This window comes from Streptomyces chisholmiae (assembly GCF_031845445.1).
Classification (GTDB): Bacteria; Actinomycetota; Actinomycetes; order Streptomycetales; family Streptomycetaceae; genus Streptomyces; species Streptomyces chisholmiae.
Genome location: NZ_JAVREO010000005.1, coordinates 142,988 through 157,834, shown reverse-complemented (window position 1 = coordinate 157,834; position 14,847 = coordinate 142,988). Strand labels below are relative to the sequence as shown.

Below are 14,847 nucleotides of genomic sequence, written 5' to 3'. Positions count from 1 at the left end.
GCCGCGGTCAGCGCGGGGCCCGCAGCCCCGGGTAGTCCGGGCCGAGGGTCAACGTCAACTCCCCGCCGCCCGCCCCTTCCCCGTCCCCGGCGGCGGCCGTCTCGACCGCGCTGCCCGGCAGCCGCGCGGCGAGCGCCCTGGCCTGGCCGGCCAGCGCCTCGGGGTGGCTGATCACGGTCGTGGGGACCGGCGCGGGCGCGTTGTCCGTCTCCGTGACCTGGAAACCGGCCGCCCGCAGCTCGTCCGCGACCTCGGCGGCCCGGCCCGGGACGTCCGTGCCGTTGAGCACCCGCACCCGGATCTCGGCCGGGTCCATCGCCAGCAGCTCCTCGGCCGCCGCCGCCAACTCGTCCTCGGAGAGGAACCGGTCGTGGGCCAGCGCGTCGAAGAGCAGGTCCGTGTGCGGGTACTGCCACACCACGTTGGCGGTGTCCTCGGGCACGTCCAGCTCGCGCGGGTAGTTGGGGACGGTGAGGAAGGTCAGGTTCTCCTCCGGCACCGACTGGAGGTCGCTGGCCAGGTCGTACAGCGGTTGCAGGCCGGCCAGTTCGGGATCGGTGGTCAGCGACCTGGTGACGGCGTCCAGGAAGTCGTACATCGAGGTGGGGCTGGTCAGCCGGTCCTGTGCCCGTTCGGCCAGCGAGCGCATGAACTCCTGCTGCCGGCTTATCCGCCCGATGTCGCTGCCGTCCCCCACGCTGTAGCGGACCCGGACATAGCCCAGCGCCTGCTCCCCGTCGAGCATCTGGCAGCCGGCCTCCAGCTGTATGTGCGCCTTGTCGTCGTCGATCGGCTCCTCGGGGCAGACCTCCACGCCGCCGAGCGCGTCCACCATGTCCTTGAAGCCGAGGAAGTCCAGCGAGACGAAGTTGTCGATCCGCAGCCCCGTGTTGTGCTCCAGCGTCCGGATCGTGCAGGCGGCGGCCGAGCCCGCGTCGCCGTGCATGCCGCCCAGCGCGAACGACTCGTTGATCTTGCCGAAGTGCGGCTCGGTGCTGGAGCCGTCGTCGAGCTGGCAGGCGGGTATCTCCACCCAGGAGTCCCGGGGCAGCGAGAGCACGGTGGCCCACTCGCGGTTCTCCGCCACGTGCACCACCATCAGGGTGTCCGAACGCATCCCCTCCGTGTGCCCGTAGCTCCCGTCGGTGTCCTCCCGGGTGTCGGAGCCGGCGACCAGGATGGTCTTGGCGCCCGGGCTGAGGTCCTCGGGCCGGTCCTCGCCCAGCTTGTCGTCGACCTCGGCCGCGGTGATGTTGCCGTTGAGCCGGTAGTAGAGCCAGGCGCCGGCCCCGGCGGCGACCAGCACCAGCAGCGCCAGCGTGCCGGCTGTCCAGAGCAGGATCCGGCGGGTCCTGGTGCGGGCGCGGCCGGCCCGGCGGGGCCGTGCGGAGCGGTGCGTACCGGGCACGAAGTCTCCCCGTTCGTCGTTCTTGCCAGATGGGCACCGGCGGGCCGCGCGAAAGCGGCCCCCGGCGGAGGGATGCCCGGGAGCTGAAATCTACAACACTGTAGAACTAGGGTTTGGTTCGGCGCTCAGTACGATGGACCGGGCCCGCTGAAGGGAGAAGGCAGGGTGGCAGAACGCGACAGCCCGCCGGGCGCTTCCCTGCCCCGGCGCGGCCAGGGCGAGTTGGAGGCGCTGGTGCTCTCCGCGCTACGCGCGGCCGGGCCGTTGACCGCCGTCGAGCTGCAGGAGCGGCTGGACGGCGACCTCGCCTACAGCACGGTGATGACCATCCTCTCCCGGCTGCTGACCAAGCGCGCCGTGACCCGGGAGCGGGTCGGCCGCGCCTACCTGTGGCGGGCCGCCGCCGACGTGCCGGGGCTGGCCGCGCTGCGGATGCGCCGGGTGCTGGACGGCCAGCGGGACCGGGAGGCGGTGCTCGCCAGCTTCGTCAGCGCGCTCTCCCCGCACGACGAGCGGCTGCTGCGCGACCTGCTCGGCTCCACCGGGCCCCCCGAGGCGGAGGGCTGACCGGTGGGCGTCTTCGTCTTCCTGCCCCTGGTGCTGCCGCTGACCGCCTGGCCCATCGCCCGGTACGCCGAGCAGCACCTGCACCCCAGGGCCGCCACCCGGCTGCTGACCGGGGTGGCCTGCCTGCTCGCCCTGTGCAGCACCATGTGCCTGGTGCTGATCATGATCGTCGGCACCGCCCAACTCCCGGGCAACCCGTTGCCGGACGGCTGGTCCGACCCGGAGGTGCGGGCCGCGCTGCCCTACGACGGCGTGGTCGGCCGGGCCGCCATCCCGGCGCTCCTCGTCGTCGCCGTGGCCTGCGGCCTCGCGCTGTGGCGCCAGCACCGGGTGCGGCGCGCGGTCGCCCACGCGCTGACCGGCCTGCCCCCGTCCGAGGTCGCCGTGCTGCCGGACGCCACGCCCTACGCCTACACCGCGCCGGGACACCGCGCCGGGCGGGCCCGGATCGTGGTCTCCACCGCGATGCTGGACTCGCTCAGCTCGCCCGAGCGGCGCGCGCTCTTCGCCCACGAGCGCGCCCACCTCGCCGGCCGCCACCACCGCTTCCTGCTGCTCACCCAACTCGCCGCCTGCGCCCACCCGCTGCTGCGCCCGCTGCGCCGGGCCGTCGCCTACAGCGTGGAGCGGTGGGCCGACGAGACGGCGGCCCGCGCGGTGGGGGACCGGGTGCTGATGGCCCGCGCGGTGGGCCGGGCCGCCCTGGTCTCCGGGCCGGCGCCGGCGCTGCCGCTGGCCGGGGTGGCGGCTCCGGGGCCGGTGCCGCGCCGGGTCGCCGCGCTGCTCGCGCCGGCGCCCCCGGCGCGCGGCTGGCCGCCGGCGCGGACCACGGCGGGGCTGGCCGCCTGGGTGGCGGCCGGCGGGGTCGCCGCCTCCGCCCTCTCCTCGCTGGACGCGGCGACCGCCCTCTTCCTGGTGCTGCGCAGCGCCACCGGCTGACCGGCTCCCGGCCGCCGGGCGGCCGCCGTCACGCCCGACCGGCGCCAGCACGCGACCACACCGGCCCCGGCCGCCGTCCCCGCGGGGCCGGCGGCCGGGGCCGGCGGTGGCTAGAGGTCGAACTCGGTCGGGTTCAGGCCCAGCGCGAAGCAGGCCTCCCGGACCACCGCGCGCTCCGCCGCGTCGAACGAGCCGTCCGCGCCGCCGATGACGATGCCGATCTGGACCACCGCGCGCGCCTCGGCCGGCTTCTTGGCGGCCTTGCCGATCTCCTGGAGCAGGCTCACCTTGCCCAGCTCGAAGTCGGTGACCAGCACGTTCACCTTCTCCTCGAACCGGCGCTTGAGGTCCTCCGGCGGGAAGTTGCGCAGCACCTCGTTGGTGGTGATCAACTGGCCGACGCGGTGGCGCTCGGCCGCGTCGATCGAGCCGTCGGCGGCGGCCACCAGCGCGCACATCGCCAGGCTGGCCTCCCGGAAGGCGCCGCTCTTCAGGTCGTTCTTCTTGGCGTTCAGCTGAGTCTGCATCGATGCGGCGGACTCCTTGACGCGGTCCCACAGGGCCATGCCAACTCCGGTTGTGTGTCTGGGTGTTCGGGGGACGGCGCGGGCCCGGGGGCCCGCTTGCGATCTACAGAAGTGTAGAACTTCGGTCGACGGCCACCGTATCCCCCGGACCGGGGGCCGGGCGCGACGGGCGGGGGGATCGGCCAGACTGATCACATGGTGATCAAGATCGGGCCCGTCTGCTCGGTGCGCGAAGCCGAACTGGTCGGCGCGGTGGACATCATCGTGATGCGGTTGGGCGTCGCCGACGACCGGGCGTCGCGCACGATCAGCGAGGCGACCTTCGCCGCCGTCCGGGCCGCCACCGGCGCCGTCGTCGCGCTGCGCGCCGAAACCCCCGGGCCGCTCGCCGACACCGTGCGCCGGCTGGCGCCCGACTACGTCGAGTTCACGGCGGTGGACGCCGCCAAGACCGAGCCGCTCGCCGCCCAGCTCGCCACCCTGACCGCGCTCGACGTTCCGCTGATCGCCACCGTCGGCGCGGTGCTCAAGGACGATGTGCGGCTGCTTGCCGAGGAGGCGCACCTGGCGCGCCTGGTGGCGGCCGGGGCGCACTACCTCGCGGTGGAGCTGGAGTCGGTGCTGGACCCCGACTTCCGCATCGCCGCGCCCGCGCGTCGGCGGCTGGCCGAGGTCTTCGCCCGCTACCCGGTGCTGGTCACCGACGCCTTCACCGACCTGACCGGCGGGCTCGGCCTCAACGAGACCGGCAGCTACCTGGAGTTGGGCGACGGCCGCACCCGTCCCCAGTCCTTCCGCCTCCCGACCGCCGTCCGGCTGCTGCGGACCCGCCGGCCGGCCCCGGCCGCCGGTCGATCGCGAGGTTCGTGAACGACCTGTTCAGCGAACGCCGTTCGACAGCTAGCATCCCCGATGTCACGGATGGGAGCGCTCCCGCGCGTCGTTCGGCCGCTGTTCCGCAACCGCCCGGCCGGGGAGACGATCCGCACCCCTCCGCCCCCACCCCCCAACACAACGCAACGGAAGGGGCGCACGTGAAGAGCCGCGCACGACCCTCGTTCGCCGTCACCACCCTGATCCTCGCCGCCTTCGGGCTGGCCGCCCTGCCCGGCGGCGCCCAGGCCGCCGACCCGCTCACCGAGCCGACCACCGCGCCCGAACCGGCCTCCGCCGAGGAGGTCGTGGCCGCGATGGAACCCGGCTGGAACCTCGGCAACACCCTGGACGCCACCGGCGACGACGAGACCTCCTGGGGCAACCCCCGGGTGGAACAGGAGCTGTTCGCCGCCATCAAGTCGGAGGGCTTCAACAGCGTCCGGATCCCGGTGACCTGGTCCCAGCACCAGGGCGCCGCGCCGGACTACGCCATCGACGCCGACCACCTGGCCCGGGTCCAGGAAGTCGTCGACATGGCGCTGGCCGAGGACCTCTACGTCCTGATCAACATCCACCACGACTCCTGGCAGTGGGTGATGAACCTCCCCACCCAGCACGACGAGGTGCTCGCCCGCTACACCGCCACCTGGGACCAGCTCGCCGAGACCTTCGCCGACGCCCCCGACGAGGTGCTCTTCGAGAGCATCAACGAGCCCTTCTTCGAGGGCAGTTCCGGCGACGCCCAGAACGCCGAGCTGCTGCACGAGCTGAACGCCACCTTCCACGAGATCGTCCGCGGCTCCGGCGGCGGCAACGTGGACCGGGTGCTGGTGCTGCCCACCCTGCACACCGCCTCCGAGCAGCCGCGGCTGGACGAGCTGGCCGCCACCTTCGCCGAGCTGAACGACCCCAACCTGGCCGCCACCGTGCACTACTACGGCTTCTGGCCGTTCAGCGTGAACATCGCCGGCTACACGCACTTCGACGACGAGACCCGCGCCGACTTGGAGGGCATGTTCGAGCGGGTCGACCAGACCTTCGTCTCCCAGGGCATCCCGGTGATCCTGGGCGAGTTCGGGCTGCTGGGCTTCGACCAGCACACCGGCACCGTGCAGCAGGGCGAGAAGCTGAAGTTCTTCGAGGCGTTCGGCGCCGAGGCCAGGGAGCACGGCGTCACCACCATGCTCTGGGACAACGGCCAGCACCTGGACCGCACCGGGCTCGACTGGCAGGACCCGGCGCTGTTCCGGCAGATCGCGGCCAGCTGGACCGGGCGCTCCGGCACCGCCTCCAGCGACCAGGTCTTCGTGGCGCGCGGCAGCGACCCGGCGCCGGCCACCCTCACCCTCAACCCCAACGGCACCACCCTGACCGCCGTCACCCAGGACGGCGCGCCGCTGGTCGAGGGCACCGACTACACGCTCAGCGGCGACCAGTTGACGCTCACCGCCGACCTGCTGGCCGAACTCACCGCCTCCCAGGAGCACGGTGTCAACGCCCAGCTGACGCTGGAGTTCTCCGCCGGGGCGCCGTGGGACGTGCGGGTCCTCACCTACGAGGCCCCGACCCTGGAGGCGGCCTCGGGCACCACCGACGAGCTGGTCATCCCGGCGGCCTTCCTCGGTGACCAGCTGGCCACCATGGAGGCCGTCTACGCGGAGGGCGGCAACGCCGGCCCGCAGGACTGGACCTCGTACAAGGAGTTCGGCTACACCTTCGACCCGGACTACGAGGCCGGCACCATCGCGCTGACCGCGGAGTTCTTCGCGGGCGTGCGGGACGGTGCCACCGTCGAGCTGACGTTCCACTTCTGGAGCGGCAGCACCGTCAACTACACGCTCACCACCTCCGGCTCCCAGGTCACGGGCTCGCCCGCCTGACCTCCGCCGGGCCGCTCAGTCCCACCAGAAGTACCGGGCGTCGCCGGCCACCAGCCGCTCCGCGTAGGCGGTCGGCGTGTGCGGCGGGGTGCCCTGCCGGACGTGGTCCGGGCAGCAGGCGAAGCGCTCGGCGGCGACCGCCGCGCCGCCTCCCGGGCGACCGCCGCCGCCTCCCGGGCGGTCGGCGGCGCGGCGACGCTCAGCGGGAGCGAGGCGAAGCCGACGCCCACCACCCGGGCGGCACACGCCGGCCGGGAACGGCACATCCGCCGTGCGCCGACCCGGACTTGACGATGACCTGGTGCCACCGTGGCGCTCCTTCTCCCCGGCCGGTCACGGCGGGTAAGGCCCCACGGCCGCCGGTGGGCGGTGCCGGGCGGCGTGAGAGCCTGGGCGCGCGTGATCATGCGGAGTGCGAGGCGAGGCAGGGGAGTTGTGGACGTGACACGGGTGCAGTCGGTCCGGAGCGGGGCCGGTCGGGTGGTGGCGGCGGCCGGTGCCGCGCTGCTGCTGGTCAGCGGGTGCGGTGGGGACGAGGACGCGGCCGGCGGCCGGGAGGACGCCTCCGCCTCCCCGACGGAGGAGGTCGAGGAGCCCGAGTCCACCCCGGCCGGCGACGGGGCGCCGGCGGACGACGCTCCGGGTACGGAGTGGGGCACCGACGTGGTCCACGGCGACGGCGACGGCGACGGCGCGGCCGGGCCGTCGGAGCTGGCCGAGGTGACGGTGACGGAGGACGACGGGTTCGACCGCGTCGCCCTGGAGTTCACCGGCGCGGTCCCCGACCACATCACGACCTACATGGACCCGCTCGCGCACGGCGGCCTCGGCACCCCGGTGGAGCTGGCCGGCGACCAGGCGCTGAAGGTCGTGCTGGTGGGCATGGTGGAGGAGACCGTCAACGTCGCCTCGGAGCCCACCGCGCTGGTGCCCGAGGTACGGGGACTGGGCATCTTCGAGGGCGAACTGGGCGTCGGCCTCGGGATCGAGAGCCCGGCGGGCGAGCCGCTGCCCTACCGGGTCAGCACCGAGGACCAGCGGATCGTCGTGGACATCGCGCACGCCGAACCCTGACGCGCGGCCGCGCCGGGTCGTCGCGGGCCGGCCGCCGCCGGCGGGCCGGCCCCGACCGGCCCGCCGCCGGTCAACCCGCGCCGGCGGTCTCGTACTTGAGGGCCGGGCCGAGCAGCAGCCCGCCGTCCAGGACGATCTCCGAGCCGGTGGCGAAGGTGGTCTCCGGGTCGGTGAGGAAGAGCAACAGCCGGGTGACGTCCGCCGGTTCGCCCAGCCGCGGCACGGCGTAGGGCGCGGGGGAGTAGAGGTCGGCGATGGGCGGCTGCCCCTCGGCCGTGGGCTCGTTGATCAACGGGGTGGAGATCACCCCCGGGTGGATGGCGTTCACCCGGATGTTGTCCCGTCCCAACTCCAGCGCGGCGGTCCTGGTCAGCCCGCGCAGGGCCCACTTGCTGGCGGTGTAGGGGGCGTAGTACGGCGTGCCGACCTCCGCCATGGTGGAGCCGATGGTGACGATCACCCCGCCGCCGGCGGCCCGCAGGGCCGGGGTCACCGCCCTGATGCCGAGGAACTGGCCGGTGAGGTTGATCGCCAGGGTTCGCTCCCAGTCCTGGAGCGTGGTGTGCTCGACGGGCGCCGCCGGGTTCTGCACGCCGGCGTTGTTCACCAGGACGGTCAGGGCGCCGAACCGGTCCACCGTCTCCCGGACCGCCGTGGCCCAGTCGGTCTCGCTGGTGACGTCGAGGTGCGTGGCGTGCGCGCGCTCGCCCAACTCGCTGGCGAGCGCCTGGCCGGCGGCGTCCGACAGGCCGGCGATCACCACGTTGGCACCCTCGGCGTGATACCCGCGGACATGGCTCGATCCCTGCCCGCCGCTGCCGCCCGTGACCAGGACGGTCTGGCCTGTGAAGCGTCCCATGACGCTCTCCCTCCACCACAGCCTAAGGTGAGCCGAGTGACTCACCTCGGTCACGTTACGATCCCCCACAAGGTGAGTCAAGTGACTCACCTTGCCCCTGCGGCATACTGGCGGCATGAGCAGCGAGCCCGCCACCTACCACCAGCGCGTCGCCGCCGAGAAGCGGTCGGCCATCATCGACGCGGCCACCCGGCTCTTCCTGGACGCGGGCTACGACGGCACCTCGCTGGCCAAGATCGCCGAGGCGGCGGGGGTTTCGAAGGCGACGCTGTTCAAGCAGTTCCCGACCAAGGCCGCCCTCTTCGAAGCGATCGTGACCGAGTACTGGCGGATCGAGGACGACGGGAACCCGCACCCACACCCCGGCGATCTGCGGGCCGGCCTGACGGCCATCGGCCACCGCTATGTCTCGCTGCTCACCCGGCCCGGCATGGCCGGGCTCTTCCGGATCGTGATCGCCGAGGCGCCACGCTTCCCCGAGTTGGGGGAGACCCAGTTCCGGCTCGGCAAGATGCCCTACTTCGACTCCGTGCGGGCCTATCTGGAGGCGGAGCGCGCGGCCGGCACCGCCCACTTCGCCGACGGCCGGATGGCGGCCACCCAGTTCCTCGGGATGATCTCCAACTACGTCTTCTGGCCCCGGATGTTGCTGGTGGGCTGGGACCCGGGGGCGAAGGCGGTGGCGGGCGCCGTCGAGGAGGCGGTGGCCACCATGCTGGCCCGCTACGGCACGGAGTGAGGCGGCTGAGCGCCTGAGCCCGGTCCGCCGGGCGTCGCCGCAGGTCACGGGCGCCCCGGCCGGGCTCGGCTGGCCGGCCGGCTGCGATACTGCGCCCATGGCGGCGACCACGGAGCCAGGCACGGCAGGCACGGCAGGCGCGGCAGGCGCGACGGACACGTCGGGCGCCGCGCCGGCGGCCTACCCGCCGCCGCGGCTCCCCGCCCCCCGCCCCGGCGCCGCCTGGCGCTGGCGCGCCGCCCGCGCCGCGGACGTCGAGCCGCTCGCCGAGCTGCGGGCCGTCGTGCTCCGCCCCGACCTGGAGCGGCTCGGCCGCTACGACGAGCACCGGGTGCGGCAGCGGCTGCGGGACTCCTTCGCCCCACGGCACAGCCACGTCGTCCTGGTGGACGGCGAGTTGGCCGGCTGTCTCACGGTCCGCCCGGTCGCGGACGGCTGGCTCCTGGAGCACTTCTACCTGGTGCCGCACCGGCAGGGGCGCGGGCTCGGCTCGGCCGTGCTGGGTGCGGTGCTGTCGGCCGCCGACGCCGCGGGCGTGCCGGTGCGGCTGACGGTGCTGCGCGGCAGCGCCGCCGGCCGGCTCTACGAGCGGCACGGCTTCCGGCTGGTCGCCGAGGACCCCGTCGACCTGCACCTGGCGCGGCGGCCGGTGCCGCCCGCGGCCTGACCGCCCCGCCGGTCCCGGCCCTTCGCCCGCTCGCCCCCGCCTCGCCCGCTCGCCCCCGCCGCGGGCGGTCGCGACGGCCGGTGGCGGCGTGGTCACGGCCCGGGGCCCGGCCGTTCTGGCGAGCACGCGGCGGTCTCGATTTCACACCGGTTGATGGCCGCCGTTGGTTTCGGACCGTATCCAGATAAGTTCAGAGACTGATGCTGGAGAAGTCTCCCTTGTCAAGATATTGCTTCCTTTGAGTTCCTGGACGTACGGTACCGACGCGAGACGGAAAGCGCTTACTCAGCCGCCCGAAAAGCGGTTCCGCGCACGTTCCCGTCTCGACGCGACGCGGTCGCGTTTCCCTGCAACGAAGCAAGGAGAGCCACCTTCCATGGGCATGCGGCAAAGGAGAGCCCTTTCGTGGGCGGCGGCGCTTTCGGCGTCCGCGCTCCTGCTGACCGCTTGTGCCGGCGACCCCCGTGGCGGCCAGGAGGACACCGTGCTGATCGGTGTCTCCCTCCCGCTGACCGGGGATTTCTCAGAGCCGGGCAAAGGGGTTCAGCGCGGGTACGAGGCGTGGGTGGAAGCCGTCAACGCCAACGGTGGTCTGCTGGGCCGGCGGGTCGAGTTGTTGATCCTCGACGACCAGTCGGCCGCCGACCGGGTGGTCCAGGACTACGAGGCGCTCATCGCCCTGCACGAGGTGGACCTGGTCTTCGGGCCGTTCTCCACCCGGCTGGTGATACCGAGCGCCCGGGTCGCCGAAGAGTACGGAATGTTGTTTGTCGAGCCGGCGGGCGCCGCCAACGAGGTTTTCGAGCAGGGCTTTGAGAACCTCTTCTACGCCGCCCCGGCGGTGGCGAACGACCACTACAACAATCTGGCCGACCACATTCTGTCCCTCCCGGAGGGCGAACGGCCGCAGACGGTCGCCGTCGCCTCCATGGACGACCCGTTCGCCCAGGCCACCGCCTACGGTCTGCGTGACCGGTTGGCGGAGGGCGGGCTGGAGATCGTGGTGGACGAGGAGTACCCGCCCAACACCACGGACTTCTCCAGCATCGCGGCCAAGATCAACGCCTCGGACGCCGACATGGTGATCGGCGGCACCCAGTACCAGGACGCGGTCAACATCATCGTCCAGCTCCAACAGCTGGACTACCAGCCGCAGTTGGCCGCGTTCTCCACGGCGCCGACCAACCCCGAGTTCACCGCGGCGATCGGCTCGCGGACCGAGGGCATCCTGGCGCCCACCGGCTACACCCCCGACGCGACCTACCCCTCCAACGTCGAGTTCGTCGAGCTGTACCAGGAGATGTTCGGCACCCTGCCGTCCGAGGACGAGGCCAACGCCTACACCACCGGCCAGGTGGTGGCCGCCGCGGTCGAGGCGGTCGGCTGCGCCGAGCAGGGCGAGTGCCAGGAACGGCTGGTCGACTGGCTGGGCGAGAACGAGGTCGAGACCATCGTCGGCCCGCTCAGCTGGGACGACCGCGGCCGGCCCGAGGGCGCGCACCTGATCCAGCAGTTCGTGGACGGCGAGGTGCGCATCGTGCTGCCCGAAGAGACCCGGGAGGCCGACTTCGTCTTCCCCAAGCCGGAGTGGTGAGCGGGGTATGGACGGAACACTTCTCTTCCAGAGCCTGGTGCTGGGCGTGCTGCTCGGCGGGCTCTACGCCATCCTCGCCGCGGGGCTGACGCTCTACTTCGGCGTGATGCGGGTGGTGATGATCGCCCACTCGGCGTTCGTCATCCTGGCCGCCTACCTGGCCTGGTTCTTCCACCAGGAGACGGGGCTCGACCCGCTCTTCTCGATGGTGCTGACCGTGCCGCTGTTCTTCGGGATCGGCGTGCTGATGCAGCGGCTGCTGATCACCCGGCTGCGCCCGGCGACGCTGACCATGATGTCGGTCCTGCTCACCTTCGCTATCGCGTTGCTGATCGAGGGCCTGCTCGGCCTGTTCTGGAGCGGCACCCAGCGCCGTATCCAGCTGTCGTACTCCGGCGCCAACTTCGAGTTCTTCGGCGCCCGGGTCGCGGTGGTGAAGCTGATCGCCTTCGGTCTCGCCGTGGTCGCCCTGGCACTGCTCTTCCTGCTGATGAAGAAGACCAGGTTCGGGCAGGCGCTGCGGGCCACCATCCAGCACAAGGAGGCCGCCCAGCTGGTCGGCATCAAGACCGACCGGGTGGCCGGCATCGGCTTCGGCATCGGTCTGGCGACCGCCGCGGTCGGTGGCACCGCGCTCTCCCTCGACGCCACCATCTACCCCTCGCTGCACTGGAGTTGGATCGGCCCGCTGATGGCGATCATCGTGGTCGGCGGCCTCGGCTCCATTCCGGGCACGGCGATCGCCGCGCTGGTCCTCGGCATCGGCCAGAGCCTGCTCCAGGTCGAACTGGGCACCACCTGGGCACAGACCCTGTTCTACGTGGCCCTGTTCGCGACGCTGATGCTCCGCCCCCAGGGATTCTTCGGAGGTCGCCTTGCCCAACGCTTCTGACACCGAGACCGTCCGGGCCCCCGGGGCCCGGCCGGCGGCCGCCGGGTCCGCCCGGGCCGGCCGGGGCGGGTTCCTCCTCCCGCCGTGGGCCCGCTGGGCCGGGCTCGCCCTGGGCGCCGCCCTGGTCCTGCTCTTCCCCGAACTGTCCCCCAACGCCTACGTCCTGTCCGCCGGCGTGATCGTCGCCTCGTACGCGTGCACGGCCACCGCCTGGAGCTTCATGGGCGGCTTCACCGGCTACGTCTCGCTGGGCCACGCCGCGTTCTTCGGGCTCGGCGCCTACGGCACCGGCATCCTGATCCGCGACCTCGACCTCCAGCCGTTCCTGGCCTGGCTGCTGTCCGGCCTGATCGTGCTGGTGATCACGGTCCCGATCGGGATCGCCGCGCTGCGGGTGCGGGGCGCCTCCTTCGTGATCGTCTCCATCTCGTTCGTGCTGATCCTGCTCCTGGTCTTCCAGGCGTGGGAGGGCTTCACCGGCGGCGCCAACGGGCTGAACGTGCCCCGGCCGTTCGCCGACCTCTACCGGCCTGACCACCACCGGATCTTCTACTACCTGTTCGTCGCGCTGCTGGCCGCCATGCTGGTCAGCTGGTGGGCCATCGACCGTTCGCGGTTCGGGGCCGGGCTCAAGGCGATCCGGGAGGACGAGGACAAGGCCGAGGCCCTCGGCGTGCCGACCCGCGACTACAAGCTGGCCGCCTACCTGGTCTCGGCCACCTTCACCGCGCTGGCCGGCGGCATGTACGCGCTCTGGTTCGGCGACCTGGACCCGATCTTCCAGTTCTCCATCCTGCTGGGCGCCTACATGGTGCTGATGGCGCTGCTCGGCGGTGCGCGCCACCTCTTCGGGCCGCTGGTCGGCGCGGTGGTGGTCGGCTCCGCGCTGGAGTACTTCAAGCTGGAGTTCGGCGACACCCAACTGCACCTGGTCGCCACGGCGTTGCTGCTGGGCGTGGTGGTGCTCTTCATGCCGGACGGGGTCATCCCGGCGGCCACCGCGCTGCTGCGCCGGCTTGGGCCGCAGGCCTCCTCGATCCGGGAGATCACCGCGGAGGAGCTGCTGGCCAGGAACCGGGCGGCGTCCGGCGGGTCCGCGGACCCGGCGGACCCCTTGCCGACCGAGGGGGCCGGGGACAGTGACCCCGCCGGCCCCGGCAACCAGCGAAAGGAGGGCTGACCGGTGAGCGGTGACGCGACCACGGCCGACGGCGGCCAGCGCACGGCGGCGCCCGCCGGCCTGCGCACCGAGGGCCTGACCAAGTCCTTCGGCGGCGTCCGGGCGGTGAACGAGGCCACGGTCTCGTTCCGGGACGGCCAGATCAACGCGTTGATCGGGCCCAACGGCTCCGGCAAGACCACCTTCTTCAACTGCGTGACCGGAATGATCAAACCCGACTCGGGTTCGGTCATCTTCCGGGACAAGGAGATCACCGGCCGGGCGCCGCACCGGATCGCCCGGGGCGGTATCGGCCGCAGCTTCCAGCTGTGCCGGATCTTCCCCCGGATGACCCTGCTGGAGAACCTGCTGGTCGCCGTCCGCGCCCGCAACCTCCGCGAGCTGATGGCCGGCTCCCGGCAGCCGGAGGCGGTCGACCGGGCCAGGGAACTGCTGGTCCGGGTCGGCCTCGACCACCTGGAGAACGCCGAGGCCGGCAACATCTCCTACGGGCAGCAGAAGCTGCTGGAACTCGCCGGGGTGCTGATGTCCGACCCGGACACCATCATGCTGGACGAGCCGGCCGGCGGCGTGAACCCGGCCCTGATCGGCCGCATCGGCACGCTGGTGCGGGAGTTGAACGCCGAGGGCAAGACCTTCCTGATCGTCGAGCACAACATGGACATGGTGATGAGCCTGTCCCACCACGTCGTGGTCTTCGACCGGGGCCGCCCCATCGCGGAGGGACCCCCGTCCGTCGTCCAGTCGGACCCCAGAGTGCTGGAGGCCTACCTTGGAGTCTGAGGTGTCGGAGAAGAAGGCGGCGGACCAGCCGCTGCTGGTGCTGGACGAGGTGCAGGCCGGCTACGGCCGGGCGGCCATGGTGCTGCGCGGCCTGTCCATCAGGGTGCCGCCGCGCACCGTGGTCTGCCTCGTCGGACCCAACGGCGCCGGCAAGTCCACGGTGCTGAAGGTCGCCAGCGGCCTGCTGCGGCCCCGCGAGGGGCGCGTCCTGGTGGACGGCGCCGACGTCACCGGGCAGGGCCCGCAGCAGATGCTGCGCTCCGGGCTCGCCCATGTCCTCCAGGGGCACAGCGTCTTCCGCGAGATGACCGTCGAGGAGAACGTGCTGCTGGGCGCGTACACGCTGCGCGACCGGGAACGCGTCGCCGAGCGGGTGGCGTTCGTCCAGGAGCTGTTCCCCATCGTGGGGGAGCGCTGGAAGCAGCTGGCCGGGCTGCTCTCCGGCGGGCAGCAGAAGCAGGTCGAGTTCGCCCGCTCGTTGATGGTCGACCCCAAGGTCGTCCTGCTGGACGAGCCGTCCATGGGGCTCGACCCCAAGACGACGGCGACCGTCTTCGAGCAGATCGTCCGGATGCGGGACGCGGGCACCGCCGTGCTGCTGGTGGAGCAGAACGCCCGCCGCGCGCTGGAGACGGCCGACATCGGCTGCGTGCTGGACCTCGGCCGGGTCCACATCTCCGGCCCCGCGCCGGAGTTGCTGGCCGACCCACAGCTCTCCGAGCTGTACCTGGGCGGTCGTCCGAAGGGCGACACCGCCGCGGCCTGACCGGCGAACCGGGTCGGGGACGTCCCTGCGGGCCTCCCCGACCCGACCCGGCCGCGCCCGCCCCGCCCCGCCCCGGGAGGCGGGCGGGGTCGGACG

General features: G+C 72.7%; 16 protein-coding genes. 12 read left to right on the top strand and 4 right to left on the bottom strand.

The features are described 5' to 3' along the window. Positions 1-7 precede the first annotated feature (7 nt). On the bottom strand, positions 8-1,408 hold the full coding sequence (locus RM844_RS10290; protein WP_311666718.1) for an LCP family protein: 1,401 nt from the start codon (positions 1,406-1,408) through the stop codon (positions 8-10). Positions 1,409-1,573: 165 nt separating this feature from the next. Here RM844_RS10290 and RM844_RS10285 point away from each other — a divergent pair, with 165 nt between their 5' ends. Both RM844_RS10285 and RM844_RS10280 read left to right on the top strand, forming a co-directional pair. Next, positions 1,574-1,975: a BlaI/MecI/CopY family transcriptional regulator gene (locus RM844_RS10285; protein ID WP_311666717.1), complete on the top strand. Its 402-nt coding sequence runs from the start codon at positions 1,574-1,576 to the stop codon at positions 1,973-1,975. 3 nt (positions 1,976-1,978) lie between these two features. Next, positions 1,979-2,914: a M56 family metallopeptidase gene (locus tag RM844_RS10280; protein ID WP_311666716.1), complete on the top strand. Its 936-nt coding sequence runs from the start codon at positions 1,979-1,981 to the stop codon at positions 2,912-2,914. 110 nt (positions 2,915-3,024) lie between these two features. On the opposite strand, the gene RM844_RS10275 is transcribed toward RM844_RS10280, so the two are convergent. Continuing rightward, positions 3,025-3,480 carry a tellurite resistance TerB family protein gene (locus RM844_RS10275; protein WP_311666715.1) on the bottom strand — a complete coding sequence of 152 codons (456 nt, stop codon included), beginning with the start codon at positions 3,478-3,480 and terminating at the stop codon, positions 3,025-3,027. A gap of 156 nt (positions 3,481-3,636) precedes the next feature. On the opposite strand from RM844_RS10275, the gene RM844_RS10270 reads away from it, so the two are divergent. Beyond that, on the top strand, positions 3,637-4,311 hold the full coding sequence (locus RM844_RS10270; protein WP_311666714.1) for a hypothetical protein: 675 nt from the start codon (positions 3,637-3,639) through the stop codon (positions 4,309-4,311). 164 nt (positions 4,312-4,475) lie between these two features. Next, positions 4,476-6,197 carry a cellulase family glycosylhydrolase gene (locus RM844_RS10265; RefSeq protein ID WP_311666713.1) on the top strand — a complete coding sequence of 574 codons (1,722 nt, stop codon included), beginning with the start codon at positions 4,476-4,478 and terminating at the stop codon, positions 6,195-6,197. Positions 6,198-6,212: 15 nt separating this feature from the next. On the opposite strand, the gene RM844_RS33530 is transcribed toward RM844_RS10265, so the two are convergent. Next, positions 6,213-6,443 carry a DUF4253 domain-containing protein gene (locus RM844_RS33530; protein WP_394814475.1) on the bottom strand — a complete coding sequence of 77 codons (231 nt, stop codon included), beginning with the start codon at positions 6,441-6,443 and terminating at the stop codon, positions 6,213-6,215. Positions 6,444-6,638: 195 nt separating this feature from the next. On the opposite strand from RM844_RS33530, the gene RM844_RS10260 reads away from it, so the two are divergent. After that, on the top strand, positions 6,639-7,271 hold the full coding sequence (locus RM844_RS10260; protein ID WP_311666712.1) for an AMIN-like domain-containing (lipo)protein: 633 nt from the start codon (positions 6,639-6,641) through the stop codon (positions 7,269-7,271). A 70-nt stretch (positions 7,272-7,341) separates the two neighbouring features. Here the strand turns inward: RM844_RS10260 and RM844_RS10255 are convergent, their stop codons facing one another. After that, positions 7,342-8,130, bottom strand: a complete 789-nt coding sequence (locus tag RM844_RS10255; protein WP_311666711.1) for an SDR family oxidoreductase — start codon at positions 8,128-8,130, stop codon at positions 7,342-7,344. Positions 8,131-8,245: 115 nt separating this feature from the next. Here RM844_RS10255 and RM844_RS10250 point away from each other — a divergent pair, with 115 nt between their 5' ends. The 7 genes from RM844_RS10250 (at position 8,246) to RM844_RS10220 (ending at position 14,751) form a co-directional block, all read left to right on the top strand. Next, complete coding sequence (locus tag RM844_RS10250; protein ID WP_311666709.1) at positions 8,246-8,869, top strand: TetR/AcrR family transcriptional regulator; 624 nt, start codon at positions 8,246-8,248, stop codon at positions 8,867-8,869. Between the two features lie 97 nt (positions 8,870-8,966). Further along, the gene (locus RM844_RS10245) at positions 8,967-9,536 is read left to right on the top strand and encodes a GNAT family N-acetyltransferase (RefSeq protein ID WP_311666708.1); all 570 of its coding nucleotides are present in this window, start codon (positions 8,967-8,969) and stop codon (positions 9,534-9,536) included. A 376-nt stretch (positions 9,537-9,912) separates the two neighbouring features. Further along, positions 9,913-11,130 (top strand): amino acid ABC transporter substrate-binding protein, encoded by a 1,218-nt coding sequence (locus tag RM844_RS10240; RefSeq protein ID WP_311666707.1) that lies wholly within the window; start codon positions 9,913-9,915, stop codon positions 11,128-11,130. Positions 11,131-11,137: 7 nt separating this feature from the next. After that, complete coding sequence (locus tag RM844_RS10235) at positions 11,138-12,022, top strand: branched-chain amino acid ABC transporter permease (RefSeq protein ID WP_311666706.1); 885 nt, start codon at positions 11,138-11,140, stop codon at positions 12,020-12,022. Continuing rightward, the gene (locus RM844_RS10230; protein WP_311666705.1) at positions 12,006-13,202 is read left to right on the top strand and encodes a branched-chain amino acid ABC transporter permease; all 1,197 of its coding nucleotides are present in this window, start codon (positions 12,006-12,008) and stop codon (positions 13,200-13,202) included. Before RM844_RS10235 ends, RM844_RS10230 begins: the two co-directional genes overlap by 17 nt. A gap of 3 nt (positions 13,203-13,205) precedes the next feature. Beyond that, positions 13,206-13,985 carry an ABC transporter ATP-binding protein gene (locus tag RM844_RS10225; protein WP_311666704.1) on the top strand — a complete coding sequence of 260 codons (780 nt, stop codon included), beginning with the start codon at positions 13,206-13,208 and terminating at the stop codon, positions 13,983-13,985. A 1-nt stretch (position 13,986) separates the two neighbouring features. Next, positions 13,987-14,751: an ABC transporter ATP-binding protein gene (locus tag RM844_RS10220; RefSeq protein ID WP_311666703.1), complete on the top strand. Its 765-nt coding sequence runs from the start codon at positions 13,987-13,989 to the stop codon at positions 14,749-14,751. Positions 14,752-14,847: the final 96 nt, after the last annotated feature.